General features: G+C 45.5%; 19 protein-coding genes and 2 riboswitches. Of the genes, 3 read left to right on the plus strand and 16 right to left on the minus strand.

Going from position 1 to position 21080, the window contains the following annotated elements:
• Positions 1-110: 110 nt before the first annotated feature.
• Positions 111-1160 (minus strand): ABC transporter substrate-binding protein, encoded by a 1050-nt coding sequence (locus DESYODRAFT_RS19675; protein WP_007785752.1) that lies wholly within the window; start codon positions 1158-1160, stop codon positions 111-113.
• A gap of 154 nt (positions 1161-1314) precedes the next feature.
• Positions 1315-1501: riboswitch (cobalamin riboswitch) on the minus strand.
• A 167-nt stretch (positions 1502-1668) separates the two neighbouring features.
• Here DESYODRAFT_RS19675 and DESYODRAFT_RS19680 point away from each other — a divergent pair.
• Positions 1669-2367: a response regulator transcription factor gene (locus DESYODRAFT_RS19680; RefSeq protein WP_007785754.1), complete on the plus strand. Its 699-nt coding sequence runs from the start codon at positions 1669-1671 to the stop codon at positions 2365-2367.
• Entirely contained in the window at positions 2360-4492 is a 2133-nt protein-coding gene (locus tag DESYODRAFT_RS19685; protein WP_007785758.1) for an ABC transporter substrate-binding protein, read from the plus strand. Before DESYODRAFT_RS19680 ends, DESYODRAFT_RS19685 begins: the two co-directional genes overlap by 8 nt.
• A 128-nt stretch (positions 4493-4620) precedes the next feature.
• On the opposite strand, the gene DESYODRAFT_RS19690 is transcribed toward DESYODRAFT_RS19685, so the two are convergent.
• From DESYODRAFT_RS19690 to DESYODRAFT_RS19700, 4 genes are all read right to left on the minus strand, one after another.
• Positions 4621-5502: a hypothetical protein gene (locus DESYODRAFT_RS19690; protein WP_007785763.1), complete on the minus strand. Its 882-nt coding sequence runs from the start codon at positions 5500-5502 to the stop codon at positions 4621-4623.
• Between the two features lie 73 nt (positions 5503-5575).
• Positions 5576-6256 (minus strand): hypothetical protein, encoded by a 681-nt coding sequence (locus DESYODRAFT_RS19695; protein WP_007785764.1) that lies wholly within the window; start codon positions 6254-6256, stop codon positions 5576-5578.
• A gap of 409 nt (positions 6257-6665) precedes the next feature.
• Positions 6666-6827, minus strand: coding sequence for a hypothetical protein (locus DESYODRAFT_RS28795; protein ID WP_169315929.1), 162 nt, complete (start codon positions 6825-6827; stop codon positions 6666-6668).
• 327 nt (positions 6828-7154) lie between these two features.
• Complete coding sequence (locus DESYODRAFT_RS19700) at positions 7155-8288, minus strand: glycosyltransferase family 2 protein (protein WP_042339911.1); 1134 nt, start codon at positions 8286-8288, stop codon at positions 7155-7157.
• A gap of 277 nt (positions 8289-8565) precedes the next feature.
• Here DESYODRAFT_RS19700 and DESYODRAFT_RS27575 point away from each other — a divergent pair, with 277 nt between their 5' ends.
• On the plus strand, positions 8566-8766 hold the full coding sequence (locus DESYODRAFT_RS27575; protein WP_083842259.1) for a DUF3102 domain-containing protein: 201 nt from the start codon (positions 8566-8568) through the stop codon (positions 8764-8766).
• A 162-nt stretch (positions 8767-8928) separates the two neighbouring features.
• Here the strand turns inward: DESYODRAFT_RS27575 and DESYODRAFT_RS19705 are convergent, their stop codons facing one another.
• The 11 genes from DESYODRAFT_RS19705 to DESYODRAFT_RS19755 all read right to left on the minus strand — a co-directional run bounded on the left by DESYODRAFT_RS19705 (position 8929) and on the right by DESYODRAFT_RS19755 (position 20145).
• Positions 8929-9222 (minus strand): hypothetical protein, encoded by a 294-nt coding sequence (locus tag DESYODRAFT_RS19705; RefSeq protein WP_007785767.1) that lies wholly within the window; start codon positions 9220-9222, stop codon positions 8929-8931.
• A gap of 128 nt (positions 9223-9350) precedes the next feature.
• Entirely contained in the window at positions 9351-9626 is a 276-nt protein-coding gene (locus DESYODRAFT_RS19710) for an AbrB/MazE/SpoVT family DNA-binding domain-containing protein (protein WP_007785769.1), read from the minus strand.
• 412 nt (positions 9627-10038) lie between these two features.
• On the minus strand, positions 10039-10794 hold the full coding sequence (locus DESYODRAFT_RS19715; RefSeq protein ID WP_007785770.1) for a class I SAM-dependent methyltransferase: 756 nt from the start codon (positions 10792-10794) through the stop codon (positions 10039-10041).
• Between the two features lie 68 nt (positions 10795-10862).
• Positions 10863-12650, minus strand: coding sequence for an ABC transporter ATP-binding protein (locus tag DESYODRAFT_RS19720; RefSeq protein WP_007785771.1), 1788 nt, complete (start codon positions 12648-12650; stop codon positions 10863-10865).
• Positions 12643-14385 (minus strand): ABC transporter ATP-binding protein, encoded by a 1743-nt coding sequence (locus DESYODRAFT_RS19725; protein ID WP_007785772.1) that lies wholly within the window; start codon positions 14383-14385, stop codon positions 12643-12645. The genes DESYODRAFT_RS19720 and DESYODRAFT_RS19725 overlap by 8 nt, the downstream gene beginning before the upstream one ends.
• A 35-nt stretch (positions 14386-14420) precedes the next feature.
• Positions 14421-15161, minus strand: coding sequence for an ABC transporter ATP-binding protein (locus DESYODRAFT_RS19730; RefSeq protein WP_345788198.1), 741 nt, complete (start codon positions 15159-15161; stop codon positions 14421-14423).
• Positions 15158-15946 (minus strand): ABC transporter ATP-binding protein, encoded by a 789-nt coding sequence (locus DESYODRAFT_RS19735; RefSeq protein WP_007785774.1) that lies wholly within the window; start codon positions 15944-15946, stop codon positions 15158-15160. Before DESYODRAFT_RS19735 ends, DESYODRAFT_RS19730 begins: the two co-directional genes overlap by 4 nt.
• Positions 15947-15951: 5 nt before the next feature.
• The gene (nikC, locus tag DESYODRAFT_RS19740) at positions 15952-16764 is read right to left on the minus strand and encodes a nickel transporter permease (protein ID WP_007785775.1); all 813 of its coding nucleotides are present in this window, start codon (positions 16762-16764) and stop codon (positions 15952-15954) included.
• Positions 16751-17704, minus strand: coding sequence for a nickel ABC transporter permease (gene nikB, locus DESYODRAFT_RS19745; RefSeq protein ID WP_007785776.1), 954 nt, complete (start codon positions 17702-17704; stop codon positions 16751-16753). The genes nikC and nikB overlap by 14 nt, the downstream gene beginning before the upstream one ends.
• 38 nt (positions 17705-17742) lie before the next feature.
• A complete protein-coding gene (locus DESYODRAFT_RS19750; RefSeq protein ID WP_007785778.1) occupies positions 17743-19311 on the minus strand; it encodes an ABC transporter substrate-binding protein in 1569 nt (522 codons plus the stop codon).
• A 78-nt stretch (positions 19312-19389) separates the two neighbouring features.
• Complete coding sequence (locus tag DESYODRAFT_RS19755; RefSeq protein WP_007785780.1) at positions 19390-20145, minus strand: class I SAM-dependent methyltransferase; 756 nt, start codon at positions 20143-20145, stop codon at positions 19390-19392.
• A gap of 676 nt (positions 20146-20821) precedes the next feature.
• A riboswitch (cobalamin riboswitch) is annotated at positions 20822-21010 on the minus strand.
• Positions 21011-21080: the final 70 nt, after the last annotated feature.

Consider the following 21080-nt stretch of genomic DNA (forward strand, 5'->3'; position numbering starts at 1 on the left):
CCTAATAAAGTTAGTTCAATCTAACTTACAGTTTTTAATTATACGGTTGAATCCATATAAAACAATAGATTCACAGACGATTTCATAATATTTCATAACCTTAATGTTTGTTATTTAAATTTTTCCGGATAAAAGCCTTTGGCAAGCTCCTCGATGCAATCAGCGTTGCGGATGCCGGGCAAAACGTCATTAAAGCTGACAACGACAAATTGATCATTGACTACCGCAGGCAGTTCGGCAAAAAGAGGGTTATTTTTAAAGGCGGCAATTTTATCCTCGGCACTGGTCTCCCCATAATCGATAATGATAACAATTTCCGGCTTGCTGTTGACGATTTTTTCCTTATTGGCAAACAGCCAGTTTTTATTAGTGTCAAAAAAAATGTTTTTCCCGCCGGCCAGCTCGATTATGTTGGTAATAAGCGCCGGGCCTGCTGTAAAGATCATGCCTTCTTCTTCGGAATCGTAGACAAACACAGGGATTGGTTTTTCAATCTCCCCTAGTTTATCCTGGGTCCTGCCAATCTTTTCCGACATGTTCTGTACTAATTCATGAGCCTGAGTTTCGACGGCAAAGATCCGCCCTATGGTCAAAATTTCTTCATACACATCATCCATCCCGGCATTGAGCATATCGGTAGGCTTGCTTATAAAGGTGGTAATGCCGGTTTTAGTGATATTATCCAGGGATGTAATATTGCCGGCGTTTCCCACCGAGAAGGATGTGCCGTAAATAAAGTCCGGGTTTGTACCCACAACCGCTTCAAAGGAAGGGTAGTTGTGACCCCGGATAAGTTTTCCCTCCAGGCGGTTTAAGGAATTATAAGCGTCCTGAAATTGGGGTAAAATATCAACCTCACTGACACCCGGCGCCACACCGACAATTTTATCCTTTAGGCCAAGAGCCATAAGAATTTCGGTATTTGGCGTGGAAACAGCAAAAACCGCTTGCGGCACTTTTTCAATAGCAAGCTGCCGGTTATAGTTCTGAATAACAAACGGCTTAAAATCTGCTGTTTGGCTAGCTTGAGAAGATGTCCTTTTATCGGTTTCGGATTTATTTGCCTGTTCATTCGAGGGGCTTCGGCCGCAAGCAGAAATCGAAAAAACAAGCAGCGCCACCAATAATAACGTCATAATAGAATTCATCTCTTTTTTCACAATAAGACCTCCCCAATTTATACGAGCATTTGAGTTAGAATAACCTCACTTATTGGACGATGGGATAAAAGCCGGAAAACAGAAAAAACTCTTTGCCCTCACGAGCAAAGAGTCAGAAAATACAGCTATCACCTCCTAACATCCCGTAGGTATTTACAGTGGTCGGCATAAGCAGGTTTCCTGGCTCAAGATCCTTATCCATTCACGTCTTCCCGGGCGCAGCCCAGTGACAATCTATGAATCGACTCCCTTATACAGTGGCGGGTACCGCGTCAGCTTATCTGACTTCCCTTTTCAATCCTTGCCCTCGAGCAAAGATCACTTATCGCCAATATTCGATTTTTTTCATTATAGCACGTCTGCAGCAGCCCGCTTATGATTTCATAATATTTCACAAATCTAAGACTATATAGGATACCTGTTACCGTTGTCTTTTAAATTATGATAAATTATGCTGTTATAATAGATTCACAGAGACTTAGGTTTTGGGCAAGGAGTGTGCGAGAAAATGGGTGCCATGATTATGATTGTTGATGATAGCAAGGATATCCGTGAAGTCGTTGAAGTCCTGCTGGGCAGTGAGGGTTATCAAGTTATCCCTGCCGACAGCGGCGAAATGGCTCTCAACTTGCTGAAAACTCATCAAGCCATTGATTTAATCATATTGGATATTATGATGCCGGGTAAATCCGGTTTTGAAACCTGCCGGGAAATCAGAGAAATGACCACTGCACCGGTTTTGTTTTTATCCGCCAAAACCCATATTGAGGATAAGGAAACCGGCCTTACTATCGGAGGAGATGATTACCTGTCAAAACCCTTTTCACCCGTTGAGCTGGTTGCCCGGGTAAAAGCTCTGCTGCGCAGATATGCTATTTATCAGGGCAAAGATCATAATTTCAGCTCAGATGTGATACGAATCCGGGAATTGTCTATTCATCCGTCATCGGGTGAGGTGATACTTTCGGATGAACCTATTTCCTTGCGCTATATGGAATACCGCCTGCTGGTACAGTTGGCCTCCCACAGAGGCAAAATATTCTCCGCCCAGGAACTGTATGAAACCATCTGGGAGGAGCCTTTTTTGCCGCTCTCCAATAATACGGTAGTGGCTCATATCAAGAACCTTCGCCAAAAAATCGAAAAAGACCCCAAGAATCCCAAGTATATCCTCACAGTTTGGGGAAGGGGGTATCAGATTGTTTAAAAAGCTGCTTGTAAGAAGGCTGATACTATCTGTTGTCCTGGCCTTTGTCTGTGCCGGAACTGTTTTTGCCTTGCTTCAACAAGTATCTTCTTACAAGATAGAAGCTAAGTATAAGAATGGGGACTATCTGGAACAAAGAATGGAGAAAGAGGCAGCCGCTTTCCAACACTATATCACGGAAAATGATCTTGCCATCCATGACTTTCCTATGATTTCGAAATGGCTGGATACCACTAAGATCACGACCATTTCCCTGTACTATGATAATCGGATCATTTTTAATTCCGGGATCCCTTACATGGAGGAAACCCTCAGCTCGGGTATCCCCCATCAGCCTTTGCCGTGGGAAAAACTATATCCGATCCATTTCAAGGATGCCGACGTGTTACTGAGTTTATCCCTTGATTTAAAGCATTATGATTATGATATTGCCCTGCTCTTTAGTTTAGCCACATTCTTTGCTGTTTTTTTGGGAATCGTACTATTTTTCGTTCATGGCAAAACATCCTACCTCTTGCAATTAGAGCAGCAGGTTTTGCTGATGCAGGGCGGAAAGCTGGACATAACCATCCCTCTGAAAGGAAAGGATGAAATCACCTCTTTAGCCGAAAATATCGATGGCATGCGTCAGGCTTTTATTAAGCAAAAACAGGCTCAGGAAGCCCGGCAACGATTTTCGGCTGCTATGTCCCATGATATTCGCACGCCATTAGCGGCCCTCATTGGTTATCTTGATATTATTGTGAACAAGCGCACCTCCGATGAACAGCGTTTGCAGCAATTTTTGGCCAAAAGCGTGGAAAAGGCCAATCAACTGAAAAGTCTCACAGATCATCTTTTTGATTATTTCGTTGCTTCCGAACAGCAGCCGAAAGAAGCGGCTGAGAATCTCAGCCGCACTGATTTTGAAAAACTGATTTTTGACGGGATTTTCTTGCTTGAATCCAGCGGATTTACGGTAAATATAACTCTGACTCACCTTCAGTATTATCTGAAGATACCCAAACACGCCCTGCAGCGGGTGCTTGATAATATGTTTTCAAATATCCTGAAATATGCGGCGGCGGATAAACCTGTTATGATCAAAATGGAATTAGCCAAGGAGATTCTGACCTTATGCTTAAAAAATGAAGCCAAGACAGATGCCGGGCCTTCCGCAGACACCGGCATGGGTCTTAAAAACACACGGGCTATTGTGGAACGCTATCGCGGCAGGATGACCCAAAGCAAGGTTGAAAATGACTACTCAATTGAGCTTTCCATCCCTGTGGAAATGCCGAAAGCCGTTTTTGCAGTGCAGACTACGAATATTGAAACCCTCATCGCCCTTGGTTTGCAAGAGAAAATTGTGGGTGTGGCTCCGGGTCACGAGGCTGACTTTTTACCTGAACACCGGAAAATTTATAATTCATTAAACCGCTTAGAGGGTAAGCTTATCCGGGGTCACCGCTATCCTTCCTTTGAAGCTGTTGTTGGCACAAAACCGGACTTTATTTACGGCACATCCTTCTCATTAGACACCACCGGAATTATTTCCCTATTGAAAAATGTTGATAAGACCAGCATTGCTACTTATGTAAACAAGCCCACTGATCTGCTCAACGCCAAGCTGGAGGATGTTTATGACGAAATCTTGACTTTAGGCCGGATCTTTAATGTGGAGGACCGGGCTGATAAATTAGTGCAAACTATGTCGGCAAAAATCAGGGCGGTGCGGGACAAATCAGGCGGCATGGAAGAGCTTCTGCCTGTGTTTGTCTTTGATACTGAAGAAGCAGGAATGATCTTTACGGCAGGCGCCGCCCTTCTTTCCAGCCTGATCCAACTGGCCGGCGGAAAGAATATCTTTTCCGAGGCGAATAGAAACTGGCTGTATGTTAATTACGAAACGATTGCAGCCGGCAAGCCCCAGGTTGTTGTCATTATTGATTATGGAGAGACCAGTGCCGGGGATAAAATTGCCTCGTTTAAAAACAACCCCCTCTTCGCCGAAGTGCCTGCGGTGGTCAACAATCAATTTGTCATTGTCAGTCTTAACGAGGTTCTGCCCGGCACCCGCAACGCTGATTGCGTAGAGAAGCTGGCTCAAGGCTTTTATCCCCACCTCCAATTCCAGCGGCAGTAGCATTATCAATGCCGTTATCGCTACTTCGGCTGACATTTGCCTTAGCTTCGCCATAGAAAACCCTCTAAGTCACTAAATATGAAGATAGCAACATAAATATAACTGCAGATTATGCTCGTTTTATTATGCTATACTACCTGGTATACTACCTTGACCAAAAACTGAAACAGGTAATTAAGCAAGAAAAACCCGCCGAACCAACTTACCAAATTGGCAACAATACCATAAACGACTTTACGCTTATTACTGTTACCGACTAAAAAGTGCTTATAGACGAGAACTTCAAAAACAAGGATTGCGGTTTCAACCGGAAATTGAACAAGATGTGCGGAAAACGTGCCGCTTTTGATAAGTGTTGCGCCTACTGTTACGGTTAGCACGATTTGAGTCAGCAAATTTGTCAGAAAGAAAACTTTCCAGTTTCCTTTTAACTTAAAGCCAAACAAACATAGAATAACACCTTCGATCAATAGTGTAATAACAAATGTCCAACCAAATTGCAGAAAGTAAATTAAGAAAATCGACGGTACAACCGCTTTGCCGGTTGCGTAATCAAAAGTTACACTGCTCTGCAAAGCTTCTCTTGTATAAACATCTGATACAGAAACATTTCCGCTTTGGGTAACAAGAATGATTCTGTAAGTATCCGGCACACCGACATATCCAAATTTGTGCACCATGCGCTCGCTATCCGCTTCGCCAATCAGGTTTCCCCACATTGGAACTCCCGTACCCTCAACTAGCGCAGGCATCCATCCTTCATTTTCATAGCTGTACAGTAGCTCCACCATCTTCTCGTCCAGGGCTTCTCGCTCGCCATCCTTATGAAAATTGTTATAACTACTGCTTTTCTGCGTCAATAAATCCAAATAATAAACTTGATTCGGAGGGTTTTCCACATAAACTGTCAGTTCGTCTTTCGGACCCATATCGGCATAGGAGGTTGTTGGCAAGACGATCACAAACAGGCAGCTGATAAAAGCAGTCAGTAGCAGCTTCTTTCTTTCCATAACACACCTCCGTAAAATATAAGGAATCCTCGTGGCAGATGAAGTTCCTGCCCCCAAAATAAGCTCAGAAATTCTATTTGATATTATTTAATATGTTTTTAATTTTATCAGAATAGACTTTGTCAATATCTTTTTCAATTAGTTCAAAGTTATCTTTTCTTGCTGTCTTCTTGATACCCATATTTACAAATACCTTATCGATTTCTTCAAAGACCGCATTGGTTTCCTTGTTATGTTTTGTTCCACCGGCGTCACCATTTAGGTCTATTTTGGTCCCATCTTTTAAAGTGACAATATAGTAAAACTGACCGCTCTTATCTGTAAACAGAATATTGCTAAGTTTCCTTTTGCCATAGACCCCAGTTTCAATACTAACAATATCAGTGTGATTGTAGACCCTTCCCTTTGGGAAAAGGAAAGAACGGTCAATTATCTTGTCAGTTGTTATAACGCAAACATTAAAGAGCAAAATATATAGCAAAAATATATTTACAATTGAGAAAACCGGAAGAAACCATCTTCTTTTACCTTTCAAAAACTGACTTATTTTGTGAAAATCAAATATAAATACTAGAAATGTAAGTTCGAAAATGAAGACAAAGGTTAATCTTGAAATTGGATATTTGAAAGTCCACATTATATATTCTTTTGGTAAAAATAATTTCTCTTGAGTAAGACCTAGTAGAATGAAAAAAGCAATAATAAATATAACTGTCAAGATAAATAGTATAATCCGTATAATAAGCCGTTTCATTTATAGATTATGCTCCCTTTTCTAATAAGCGTTAAACTATATTGTTTCACGAGTAATAAAAATAAACTAAGGATTAAGCCTCATCCTCAGGAAATTTCATCTAACGTTCCGAGGGGTTGCGACGTCGAGTTACTACATTTATATTCTCTCCGATGTCGCAAACCCTCTGTTAGCTAATGTGTCCCTTCAAAGAGCATCGAATAATTCCATGGTAAGACGACAACAATAAATTTCCTTAACAATGAATAATTTTCACTTAAAAGGTAGACTTCGGAAACACCTTGTTTACGACGTATCGTGCCTCCAGACTCAGACAGCACCATGACGGCACTGCCTTGAACATCGCCGCAATACCCTTAATGCGCAAACTAAGAATGTTACGCATCAATGCTATAATTTCAAGTAATATTTATTCCTTTTTATCAGTAATGACCAGGAAAAATGTAGCTAATGGCCCTAAAATTAAAGTTAACAAGAACCAATTGAAGCCTGATCTATTTTTACCCTGTGCTATTCCAGCATTTATTAATGTTAGCGTACCCCATCCTACCGCGTATTGACTTACATCCAACACTTTCACCTCCCATCTTTCTCTTCGCGTATTAAGCCCACAAGATAGTTCTTCTACTTTAAGCCCCTTTTAGCTAAAAGGGCTACAAACAATACACATAACCCTACTACTAGAGGAAATACTCTAAATCCCTTTCGTCCGCGCCAAGGAGGGCAACGATCTTTGCATGATATGCTGTATAACGTTCCGAGTTGTTTGCGACACGACATAACGCATTCATCAGGCTAAGTGTCGAAAACACTCTGTTATCTGATGCCGCGGCAAAGGCTTGCCAAAGAAATCCCTTAGTTCAACAAGACTACTCTTGTCTCAGTTACTCCTGGTCCCTTAAATATGTTTTTTCAACACGTTAATGGGGTAAAAAGTTCCTCGCCATTCGATACCGCCACGGCTTATTGTCTTAACCATCGAATTAATTGCTGCTCCAATGTACAGCAAAATAGATATAGGGTGAATTAAAACATAACTACGGGAAATATCAATATGCTTGGATAAGTAATTATAAACAGCAAGCAAACTAAGGATAGAAACACTGCACAAACCTCTTGCCCAAATTGGTCCAAGGAATATTCCAACGAATGGGTAAACACCCACTATTAGTACATATAAGCATGATGCTAATAATGTAAAAATACTGTACTTTGCAACCGCAAATTGGTTTTTTTCAAAGCCTTTGAGCAAGGCAAAAAGGTTGTCATACCATTTTACTGAAATAAACCCTTTTCCTGATAAACCCACTTCCTGTTTGTATCCCTTATCTACCACCAGTGCCCCTAAAGACATGTCATCCGCTATCTTCATGGCTATTGCTTCATATCCGCCAATTTTATCATATACTGATTTTTTTACTAAGTTAAAAGCCCCTAATCCTACTTTTTTGGTAAACATTATTACAGAGGCAGCTGCAAAGGTAAAGTAAGCAAGAAAAGCACGGTAGAAAACACCTCCGTAAAACGTATCAGGTACTATTGTTAGGTGGTCGAGCGTGTGTTCCAAAGCATAACTAACTGTTTTCTTTAAACTGCTAGGGGAGAACATAACATCGGCATCGGTAAAAAGTAGCCACTCGCCCGTAGCCTCATTTACGCCCCGGTAAACAGCATAGTTTTTACCTAACCAGTTCGGAGGTAAATCATAAATAGTTATAACTTTTAGTTGAGGATACTGAACTTCAAGCTTCTCCAATACCATACCAGTGTTATCCGTAGAGCGGTCATTCACTACGATTACCTCTAAATTAGGGTAATCTTGACTGATTAACTGCCTAACGGTCTTTTCTATGGATTCTTCTTCATTACAAGCAGGAATTATTACAGATAATGATGGGTATTCAGCCCTATAATTCGAACTATCCACTTTGCAAAATACTGTTACTTTTTTCATATATTTAAACCAAAGCAAGACTGTACTTATCCCTATAAAAGCACTAATTAAGGACAATACTGAAAAAAGAACATTCATCATTTTCTCTCCTCCCTTAATTAAATTACGCTTTCGGATAAACCCTTATTGATACAATCGTAGTGTTAATGAAATAATTCAATAGGCCATTCTATCAACTCCTCTTATTCATATCCACCTGTAAACCGTTCTAAATAAAGCAGTATTAAGAATGCTTGGGTACGGATATTTCGGGTAACTATGGGATTACCGAAATTGACAACTCCACTAACCCTTAACACCAGTTCTGATCATTAAACGGTACGCCACTCATTATCTCGACTGAAGGCAGCCAAGGATCCGCTTAAATACAGGAAATAGGGCATCTGTTGAAGGAACCGGTCAGCGAACGACTGAAAAGCTGGTCCAGTTTCTCGAAGAGTATGGAACGAAACGGCTTGCCTCAACCGACAGTGACGGTAATCCAAATTCGTCACTGGTGACGAATTTGACCTACACCCAGGCGCTCATCCTTATTAGGAAGAAATCACTTCCTTAACAAATTACAGTTGAGGTTATACATTTCACTTAGAAATACGACATAACATAACCATTTGTTTTGTTTTATTTTTTTGCAATTGGACAAGGATTCACTGTCGCTTGTTTGTCCTCAAGATTTAATGATAATTTGGTTAGGTCTTTAAACAAACGAATGTTATTGCTATTCTATGTTTTTATGATAAGGCATTTTAGTAATTATAATAGGAGTGTTTAAATCTACATTTGGAAGTTGTTGCAGTTCATTATTATCTGGCAAAGACAAAATATTAATAGCTTCTGACGGCAATGGGTCGTATACAGAATCCCTAATAATAATTTTCCGTTTCAGCTGATCGTTTCCAGTAAATAAAGTACTTTCTTGTTTTTCTTTCACTGTTAATTCTTCTATATTGCTACAACCATCTAAAGCCAAACCCAATGTCAAAATCATTAAAACTAAAATTAACTTTTTCAATCATACACCCCCAATATAATACCCCTCACAATTATTATTTTATTGGCTATGTAATAAACATACCCCTGGCTATTACTCTGGTAAGCTGAGATTTTGGGAAAAGAATAGCCGAAATAAGCACATTCGTATTAATCATGATTCTCATATTTCTTCTCCCAAATCTCCTTTCTAATATCTTTAACTAAGTTATTTACATCATCTTCTGTATACATGCCTTGCTTCTCGGCTACCCCTTGCATTCCTTCTTGTATTTCTTTCAGCGCTATCATGGAGGAATTAGCAAAAACTATCTTATCGCCTTCTTCAATGAAGATAACTTTATCCCCTTCTTTTAAATTAAGTTTCTTCCTTATTCCTATTGGTATTGTAATTTGTCCTTTTGATGTTATTCTAGCAAGCTCCATTACAACCACTCCGTTCCTTACATTCCTTACTTTTTATTATATCACATATTATGCTTAATCAACCATTTATTTACATACTATTCCAAACACTTTTGCATGGTATTTCATAGTCACGGTAGATGCGCCAGTTTACATGTTCATAGAACTTGCTTAGACTGCTGTAGTTTCCAATCAGTCCATAGTAGTTGTTATACCCATCCAAATTCGTCACTGGTGACGTATTTGAAAGTATGCCCTCCCTGTTATCAGGACAAATTTATCGATGAATACGGATTCTTCCCATAAACGCACTTCCATTTCCTCGATATCGACCTTCTGCTATCCACCTTCCTAATAAAAAATAAAAACCACAAAGTCGACTCAATCGAGTCAAACCTTCATGGTTTTTCAAGACCTTCGGGGCCATAATATTTCACTCTTTGATAGCCGCAACCATAAACGTGGGAATCTCTGCGTACAGACATTCATAATAGGCATCGTGGATCTTACCCGGAAGTTTCGGTTTAATCATGATTTTTTCGCAGCCCAGATCGGTCAGAACGCCTATATCCCAGGCCGGCCTCCGTTCCTTGGACAAGGGTAAACTGCGGACAATAGTTTCAAACTCTTCATTATGATCACTTTCTTTAACCTCAAAGCCCCGGGCCATAACCTTTTCCAGGCCCCTTTCATACGCTCCCTTTGCTTTCTCATCATGGAGATGCAGAAACCAGTTGCCATCGAAATTCAGAAACCGGCCCTTGGGCTTAAGCACACGCAGCCATTCCCCGTAAGCCTGCGCCGGGTTCTCCAACACCCAGGTAATATCACGGCTCAGAATCACATCAAAAACCTGGTCAGCAAACTCCAACTTCTGAGCATCCATTTTCAAAAAATCGATAGTCCCGCCCACCCCAAAGGCCTGGGCGTTTTTCCCGGCTTGTTCCAGCATGCCTTCATTGTAGTCCACCGCCGTCACCCGGTGACCCAGCTTACTCATAACAATGGAAAAAAATCCCGTACCGCAGCCCACATCCAAAACGGCAAGACCCTTTTCCGCCGGCAGATTTTCTTCCAGCACAGACAGCCATAACTCGTATTTATCCGAGGTTAACTCGTCAAGATTAATTTCGGCAAACCCTGCCACTTGGGTCGTCCAATAATCCTTAATTGCTTCAAGGTAAGCCATGAGCTATTCCTCCTCTTTTTGTGACATCAGAGCCTTTCCCGGACTGACTTCCCCTCAATCGAGCCGCCTCATTTAAGAACCCCGGTTTTGTCAAACTGGGCTGCCACCAGATTCTTATAGAAACCCTCTTCTTTAATCAAAGTCTCATGCGTCCCCACCTGCATGACCCGGCCCTGGTTAATAACCACCAGCTTATCCGCCGCCATAATGGTAGACAAGCGATGGGCCACCACCAGGGTCGTCCGGTTTTTCGACTGCTCCTTCAGGGCCTTCTGAATATACCGCTCATTTTCCGTATCCAAGCTGGAAACCGCTTCATCCAGAATCAGGATGGGAGAATTCTTGAGAATAGCCCGGGAGATGGCAATACGCTGCCGCTGTCCGCCGGAAAGCTGAAAGCCCCGCTCCCCGGTTACCGTATCGTAACCCTCAGGCAGCCCCATGATAAAGTCATGGGCATAAGCCGCTTTGGCCGCTTCTTCCACCTGGGCATCACCGGCACCCGGCCGGCCCAGACGGATATTTTCCCGCACCGAGACATTGAATAAATAGACATCCTGGAGCACGGCGGAGGTAAGATCACGGAGATTGTCCAGGGACATTTCCCGGATGTCCCGTCCCCCGATTTTAACCGCTCCGGCACCGACCTCCCAATAGCGCAGCAGCAAACTGACGCAGGTGGTTTTTCCTGCCCCTGAAGGGCCCACTAAGGCCACGGTCTGCCCCGGTTCCGCTTCAAAGCTTACCCCGTGCAGCACATCCTCCAAGTCCCGATCATAGCGGAAGGAGACGTTTTCAAAGCTGACCTTGGGCGCCAGCTGGTCAACCTTAATTGACGGCCCCTCGTCTTTGACGACAGGCTCACTCTCCAGCACCCGTTGAATGCGGTCAGCGGCGGCAAAGACCAAGCCCAGATTGCGGGCCGCCGCGCAGACTTCGATGATAGGATTAAAGAGCAAAGCGGAGAGGATGACAACCATAGGATAGATGGCAAATTCAACAGAGCCTTGGGCCACAAAGCCGGCAGTCACTCCCATAACGATGACCGTAAAAACCCCGATAAAGATCTGCATCAGCATACTTTCCGTCCCCAGCCGCTTCCCGTAGCGCAATTGGGCGTCATAGAGCCGCTGCATGCTCTCCTTGTTTTTCAGCTTATAGCGTTCCAGGTAATTTAAAGACAAAATCTCCCGCAGACCCTGAACCCCTTCAATAGTGACCCCATTGGCTTCCGCCAGCCTGGCGCGCACTTCCGTACCTTGGCTGTCCGCCTGCTTTTTCAGAAGGAAAGGCGTCCAGCCTGTCAGAACACCAAAGATCAGCATCAACACCGCTAAGGCTATATGGATCTTGGCCAGCAGAACAAGGATCAGTCCGGTGACTCCCAAAGCCACCAGAAAGGTACCGAAGGTATGGGCCAGAAACCATTCCAGCACCTCCACATCACTCATTAAGGTAGAACCGATTTGGCCGGAATGTTTTTTCAAGAGAAAGGCCGGAGACAGTTTGTCAATTTTGGCATAGAGGCTGATCCGAAAATCCTTCAAGACCCGATAGGCTACATCATGTCCAAACCACATTTCTCCGTAATACATCACGGCCCGCAAAAGGATACAGAGGCTTAAATAAGCAAAAAGTGAGGCAAACTCTCCTTTCAGCTGACCCAGCATGGCCAGCCCTACCATGTAGGCGGCCAGGGCCGCAGCGCCGATGGTGGCAATATGCTTGATAAAGGTGGCGAGGATGGTTAAGATCATCTCTAACCTGTAAGGCTTCATAGAGGCAATGAGCAAAAAGGTGTTTTTCAGGCGGGTTCCCTGCTTATTGGTCTCTTCCCTCTTGATTGCTTTATTCATGTCCATTCCCTCTTCTCTGGGCATCTACCAATCCGGCATAGACACCCTTCAATTGCAGCAATTCTTCGTGAGTTCCTGTTTCTGCAAGCCTGCTCTCATCCAGAACATAGATTTTGTCCGCATTTTGAATCGTGGAGAGCCTATGGGCAATGATGATGGTGGTACGGTTCCGGGTGAGGGATTCCAAGGTTTTTTGAATCAAGGCTTCACTTTTGGCATCCACGCTGGAAGTGGCTTCATCCAGAATCAAAAGAGGCGCATCTTTCAGTATAGCCCGGGCCAGGGCCAGGCGCTGCCTCTCCCCGCCGGAAAGAGTTGCCCCCCGCTCCCCGATGACCGTCTGATAACCCGCAGGCAGAGCCCTAATAAAATCATGGGCTCCGGCGGATTTTGCCGCAGCCTTGAGGGCCCGGTCATCGGCCTGAGGCTGGGCCATACGCAGGTTTTCAGCGATGGAATCGTGAAAAAGATACGTATCCTGAAAGACCACGGCAATTTTTTGTTGCAGGTAGTCGATGGCATAATCCTTCAGATCCACACCGTTCATCAGAATCCTCCCTTGGGAGGGATCATAAAAGCGGAGCAGCAGATTGACGAGAGTGGATTTGCCTGAGCCGGACTTGCCCACCACAGCTATGGTCTGGCCGGGTTGGATATCCAGGGTTACTTTGTCCAGGGCAGGTTTTTCCCCCTCCTGATAAGCAAAACTCACCTCGGAAAACTGCAGGGAAGGAAGCCCTTGCTCCAACGAAGTCTGGTCGGGATTTTCCCTTTCCGTAATCACCAGTTCTTGGTCCACAATTTCAAAAAGCTCTTCCGCCACAGACAACCCTAAAAAACTGTTATGCCAGTAATTGTTCAGATCAACCATGGGACGGGCGCATTCGGCGGCCAGGAACAGGAAAGCGGAGACGGCCCCAATAGGGATAATCCCCAGATCCGTCCGATAAGCGGCAATCGCCACCGTCACGCTGGCGGCTATAGAGGTCAGCAGCATCATCAGGCCGGAGTCAATCAGGGAAAAGGTGGTGTTGCGAATAGCCTGGCGATAGAAGGCCAGAGCATTGCCTGCCAGTTCCTCACCCTTGGAGCGGCTGGCCTTGAACGCCTTCAGGGTGGTCATTCCCTGCATAGCGTCCACATACTGGGCATTAAGCAGGGCATAGGAACGCCAATAGGTGACGATGCTGCGGCTGACCAAGGGTACGGTCAGGTAAGGAACGATAACGCAGAGCATCATTGCTATAATAATGATGATTCCTGTAACCCCGTCCAGCAGGGTCAGATAAAAACCGATAACCAAGCCGGAGATGGCAATGGTGATAATCTGCGGGACATAATAAACCAGAAAAGGCTCCAATGATTCAATACCGTCCAACACCAGGGACTGCACCCGCCCGCTGCGCTTATTGCTCAGATAGCCCGGTCCCAGGCGCAGAATCTTGTCAAAAATCAGCAGACGGATTTTATTCTTGACCTTAGCGGCCACGACTTTACTATAGCTTTCCATCAGCCGGGTCAGGAATCCCCTCAGAAAAACGGCGGCCAAAGCAATGACCAGGTACCCGGCAATGTCGGAGACACTCCCCCCCAGGAAGACCACAGAAACGGCCTTGGCCATGGCAAAGGCCTGCCCGATATAGGTAGTACTAATGGCTAGGCCGATCAGGACTTTCCAGGCCACTTCATTTTTAATAGCTGCCACATAGCGCAGCAATCGTCCGTATGCTCCCATTTCTTATCCTTTCTTTGTGCGCTAAGGCACCCTTATTATTGTTGAGCAGCGTCAGCCAGAGTCAAAGCTGAAGAAATCAACAACTTTGTGTAATCCTTTTGAGGATTAGCTATAACCTCCCGGGTGCTGCCTGTTTCCACAATCCTGCCCTGATACATCACGGCAAGGCGGTCGCAAATGCTGCTGACCAGTGCGATATCATGGGAAATAAAAAGATAAGCTAAGCCCAGCTCTTTTTTTAACTTAATAAGCAACTGAATGATCTGCTCCTGAACGGAAACGTCCAGGGCACTGGTCACCTCATCACAGATCAGCAGTTCCGGCCGGATGAGAATGGCCCTGGCAATAGCGGCACGCTGACACTCACCGCCGCTCAGCTGCCAGCTGTAACGGTTCCCGTACTCCCTTTTCAGCAGCACCATGTCCATAGCCTCCAGGGCTTTTTCTTTAATTTCCGCCCCGGATAAATTCGTCTTGTAGCGCAAGCCTTCACCGATACTGTCCAGCAGACGCATTCTGGGACTGAAGGACATGACGGGATTTTGAAAAACCATCTGCCGGTGCTTCCCGTAAAAGGACACCTTACCGGCGCTGGGCGGCAGAAGTCCTCCCGTCATATAGGCCACAGTGGACTTTCCGCTGCCGCTCTCCCCGATCAAACCCAGGCATTCCCCCCGCTTAATGGAAAAATCCACCCCCGCAACCGCCACGGTTTGTTTGGGCTTGGCGGCAAAACGTTTCTCCAGCCCCTGCACGTCTAAAATGAGATCCATCATGTCCCCTCCATTTTGGGAGTAGCCCGAACCAGGGCTTTCGTATAGTCGTGGGACGGGTGATGCAGCACGTCGTCTTTTTTCCCCCATTCCACCAATTCCCCGCGGTACATAACCCCCACTGTATCCGCCAGGCGGGCGATAACCCCCATATTATGAGAAACCATCAGAATGGCGGTCTGAAACATCTCACGCATTTGCAGCAGGGTTTCTATCACCTGATTCTGCACAGTGACGTCCAAGGCGCTGGTCGGTTCGTCTGCCAAAAGCAGCCTGGGGCCGTTAGCCATGGCGATGGCAATAGCCACGCGCTGACACATGCCTCCGCTCAGCTCAAAGGGATAGGATTTTAAGATGCGTGCCGTATCCTTCAGGGACAGACTGCTCAGCAGTTCTTCCGCCAGGCTTAAGGCTTGCTTTTTCGAGATGTTTCCATGAAAGCGCATACTTTCGAAAAACAGATTGCCTATGGTCCAAAGAGGGTCCAGAGCCAGCTCGGGATGTTGTATCACCAGAGCAATCTCTTTTCCTCTGATTCGGCGCATTTCCCCTTCGGAGAGGTCAAGCAGCTTACGGCCATGGAATGAGATTTCGCCGGCAGTTACCTGTCCCTGATTCCCCAGCAGTTTGATGATGCTGCGGATCAAGGTGCTTTTGCCGCTGCCGCTCTCGCCCACAATGCCGACAATCTCCTTCTCGTGAACCTTAAAGCTGACATTTCTGACAGCGGCATTCTCCCGGTAAGCAACATTAACTCCGCGCAATTCAAGCATAGCTTTTTCCTTCATTTCGTTTACCTTCCCCCTCTTGCGTCCAGGCGGTCTCTGATGCTGTCTCCCAAAAGATTAAACAGTACCACCACAATGAACAAGGCCATACTGGGAAAGGCCATGCACCAGGGAGCGGTCTGCAAATAGCTTCGGGCATTGCTGATCATAATCCCCCATTCTGCCAAAGGAGGCTGGGCACCCAAGCCCAGGAAGGAAAGACCCGCCATGCTCAAAATCACATTGCCGATGTCTAAGACCGCAGTATTAATTAACGGAGGAAGCGTATTCGGCAAAATATATTTCAGGATGATATGCCGCTTTTGAGCGCCGCACATCCGGGCGGCCTGAATATACGTCTCATCTTTAAGTTTCAGAACTAAACTCCGTGCCAGCCGGGCATAAGTCGTCCAATACATGGCAGCCAGAGATAAAATAGCGTTCCGGATTCCCGGGCCCAACATGCCCGCGATGGCCACCGCCAGGATAAAGCTGGGAAAGGCCTGAAAAATCGTGGTAATTTTCATGATTGCGCTGTCCCACCAGCCACCCAGATAGCCGGCCAGAATGCCCAGCAAACTGCCGAGGACAAAAACCGCTCCCACAACGATCAGGGCGGAAAAAATGGAAGCAGAGGCACCTTCCATAACCCGGGAGTAAACACAGCGGCCCAAATTATCCGTACCAAAAGGAAATTGAGGGGAAGGCGGGATAAGGGATTGGGCTAAATCAGTTCTGTAAGGGTCGTTCACTGTCAGATGATCCCCACCCAAAGCGGCCAGGAGCACGATCCCCAAAAGACCCAGGATCAGCATTAATTTCAAATTACCCTTGGTCATGCTCCTTCCCCCCCTGCTTTCTGACCCGGGGGTCTATTAGGCCGTAGGAAAGATCAACCATAAAGTTGACTAAAAGAAACATCATGGCCATCCAAACAACATAACCCTGAATCACCGGATAATCCCGCGCCGAAATGGAATCCATGGCCAGCTTCCCCAAGCCCGGCCAGGAGAAAATCGTCTCAACGATGGTTGTTCCCCCCAGCAGACCTGCAAAGCTGATACCTACCAGGGTTAAAATAGGCAGCAAAGAGTTGTATAACACATGGCCGAACATAATATGACCTTCCGGAACTCCCCTCGCTCTTGCTCCAACGATGTAATCCTTGCCCAGTTCTTCTAAAACAATGACCCGCACCTGGCGAATGTACCAGGCACTCAGAGTCAGGGCCAGCACCAGGGCAGGCATAATAATCCCTTTGGCGCCGGGGGCAGAGATCACGGTAAACCAGCCCAGTTGAACACACAGAACATATAAAAACAACAGAGCCAGCACAAAAGCGGGGATGGAGGCAAAGAGATAAGTAATAAAACGCAGGAGGTTATCAAAGATGCTGTCACGGTATTTGGCGCATAGGACTCCGACAGGGATGGAAACCGCCAGAACCAGGGTCATGGACAGCAAGGTTAAGGCCAGGGTTTTAGGCAGCGCTTTTTTTAATTCACTGACCACCGGTTTGTTGGTGCGCAGGGAAGTTCCCATTTCCCCCTGAGCCAGGTTGATCAGCCAGGAACCGTATTGCACAATTAACGGCCGGTTCAATCCCATTTCCTGCCTTGTCAAATCTAACAGTTCCCGGGTTGGGGTAACCCCGGTTCTATTTAACTTGATCTCCGCAGGATCGCTGGGAGAAAGATAGATCATGCCAAAGGAAAGAAAGGTAATCCCAACCAAGATGGTCAGAATCATTCCCAGTTTTCTGATGAAGAAGCTAAACATAGTTCACACGCCATTCTCACCTATGGTTTTTCTTAAATTTACCTGACAATGTCAGTATTGACATCAAGGAGATAGTATTCCGAGGGGTGGGTTTTAAATCCCGTCACCTGGCTGGAATAAATGTTCGTGAGTTTTTGATGGTTGTAAACCGTCATCATATTATCGTCCAGCATAATTTGAACCATGCTGCGAATGATTTCATTGCGTTTTCCTTCGTCAGAGGTGGCTTCAAGCTCTTTGGCAAGTCTATCTACTTCTGTGTTGGAATAATGAGACCAGTTGGAACTGGCACCGGTGACAGCAATAATATTAAAGAAGTACTGGGCATTGCCCGTCGGTACCATAACACCGGTTGCACACTCCAGATCATAATCTCCGGAGGCATGAACATCACTAACACTTTCCAGAATGTCGACTTTGAGCTTAATGCCGATATTGGCAAGCTCCGATTGAAGCAACTCACAGAATTGGCCCAGCTCTTTGCGGGAACTGAAGGTAACGATTTTCAGAGAAAGCTCCGTGCCGTTTTTATCCAAGGTACCGTCCTTGTTCGTATCCGCATAGCCTGCGTCGGCTAATAGCTGTTTGGCACCTTCGGGATTGTACGAACTAACGCTCAGCTTAAGACCATCGCTGCCGCCGTAAGGCAGGAAGGCGGGTAAGAATCCGTAAGAAGCCTCAGCCATGCCATTATACAGACTGCGGACGATCCCTTCCCGGTCGATGCACATGGCAATAGCCTGGCGAACAGCGCTGTCCTTCATGGCAGCTCTGTCCATATTGAAGTACAGGCGGTTGCCCCGGGAAGTGGTGGCGGCGTCCACAACAAACTCCTTGTTGTTGGCAAACAGGGAGATGCCCGCCACAGGCATAGCCACGGCCATGTCGATCTCCCCGTTTTGCAGGGCCATGGTCAGGGCGTCCGTATCGCTGACGGTTATCAGATGAGCTTCGTCCAGTTTAGGTTCACCGCCCCAATAAGAGGCATATTTGACAACCACAGTTTCCTTAAAAGGCTCAAACTTAGTAATCTTGTAGGGACCTGTGCCATAAAGAGTGTCGGTGTAGTTGCTTTTTTCCGCATCATAAACACTCCACAGAGGGTCGCTCAGGTCATAGATCAGGGTAAGGCTGGGTTTTTCCAGCTGGAAGGTCAATTTCTGCCCGTCGGCCTCTAAGGATTTGATGGAAATTTGGGCTTTAGCCCGGGAATTGGTTTGATAAGTACGTTCAAAACACTTCTTCACCGCTGCCGCCGTCATTTTTTCGCCATTTTGAAAGGTAACATCATCTCTCAGGGTAAACACCCAGGTCAGATTATCCACATTCTCATAAGATTTAACCAAGCAAGGCTGGGGCACACAGTTTTGATCCAGCTTGAAAAGAGTTTCCAGCGTGCCGTCATAGGTCATATACCAGCCATCCCAGCCATTGGCGGGGTCCAGCTTCTCTGTGGCAAAATAACCGGTGGAGCCGAATTTCATGACTTTAGGGCCGGGAGTCCCGGTACTGGCGGTACTGGCAGGTGAGCTCCCGCAGGCGGTAAGGGAAATCATAAATAACAGGGAAATCAACAAGGCCAAGATAGATTTAAGATTTTTTTTCATGTTTGACGACTCCTTCTAAGCTTGTTCATAATATGCTTCCGCTCTAGCAGGTCCGGACAGCATGCCGGGCAAGGCCTGCTATTGTTTTTCCCCGACCACCATAAACATTGGGGTGGCGCCGTAGAGCAATTGTTCCGGTTCGCCCCACAGTTCCCCCGTCACATCCTTCTCCCAGGAAACCGCAAACCCCATCTGCCTCAGGGCCTCGATATCCCAGTCCGGGCGCAGCCGGCTGCTGAGAAACATTTGGTCGATGTACTCTTCATCCGCCTTATTGGTTTTGGGCGGTTCTCCGTACTTTTTGCGGTACAAGGCTGCATTTTTGTCGTTCTGCTGCCGGATCTCTTCATCAAAGCAGTACCTGCCCCAGTTCGCATCAAAAATCAGCAGTTTCCCTCCCACCCGCAAAACCCGCTGCCACTCACGGTAGGCCGCCGAAGGGTCATACAGCGTCCAGGTGACATTGCGATTGACAATCAGGTCAAAGCTGTTGTCCGGAAAATCCAGAGAATGACTATCCATTTGATAAAAGCCGGCCTTTACGCCGGCAACCGCAGCATTGTTTCTGGCCTCGGCCAGCATTTTCTCTGTACAGTCAACAGCCGTCAGGCGATGACCCGCTTCCCCGAGAATGATGGGAAAGAAGCCGGGGCCGGTTCCAATATCCAGAATCTCCAGGCACTCTTGCCTGGGAGCGTTAGCCAGTATCTTGTTTCTCCAGGCATCTTTGCGGAACGAAGAAAGCTCGTTTTTTATCAGCCCGCTGTATCCCTCCGCTGAACCCGTCCAATAGTTCTCAATAGTCTGTTGTAGTTCCTCTTCTTTGGCGGCCATCAAAACACTCCTCTTTTTTAGTTTCAATCATCAAATAACCTTGTCCTTTTCAGCCCTGATACAGTTCAGTAATATCTGGACTGATAAATTCTTCCTTGAACCCAACATCGATCAGGACACCAGCATCCACTCCATTTCTGTTAATTATTTTTCATCAGCTGTCGGAATTTCGACAATTTGCTTAAAATAAAAAAGACCACGAAGCAGACTCTAGTGAGTCAAACCTCCATGGTCTTTGCAAATACCTTCGTGGTTCTGCATTTAAAATAATTTTGTACATTGATTCTACAAACTCTTCATAGATTCCTGCTTAATGTCTTATTTTTAAAATAAATTTTAAAGTTATAATTTTAACTGAACAAGTTTACTTTAAGGCACTGTCTTTCACTTCCTCTCAGTATAGAAACAAAAAAACCACAAAGTTGACCCTAATGAGTCAAACCTCCATGGTTTTTGCTTCCGCCCTCTCAGAATATCCCCATCATTTTATACCTTAACAGAACCGTCGAAACGCGAAGGACCCATTCGTTTTTATAATTTCTGTTATCATCCGTTACGCGCCCTCATCTTTCCCCTTTTTAAATTCAAAAAGCCCCTCGACGATGAGCGCCAAGAGGCCGTGTATATTCCTAAATACGACACTTACTTATAGAACCTCCCTATCGCTCGTAGAGTTACTGGTTCATTAACAAAGGCAGGTCTTCTGACTTTGGTTCATTTAAATACATCACGCCTTCCCGGTATGAACCAGTGGCCTATTGTATGAAACATCTCCCCATTACAGTGGCGGGACCGTGCAGGACTTTAACCTGCTTCCCTTTTAAGCCGTACTTTAAGTACACGCACCTTTATTCTCAAATATTTAATTACTATAATGTTAACGCATCTTAATCTCATGTGTCAACCATGAAGTACACCTGATAAGATTACTACGT

This window comes from Desulfosporosinus youngiae DSM 17734 (genome assembly GCF_000244895.1).
Classification (GTDB): Bacteria; Bacillota; Desulfitobacteriia; order Desulfitobacteriales; family Desulfitobacteriaceae; genus Desulfosporosinus; species Desulfosporosinus youngiae.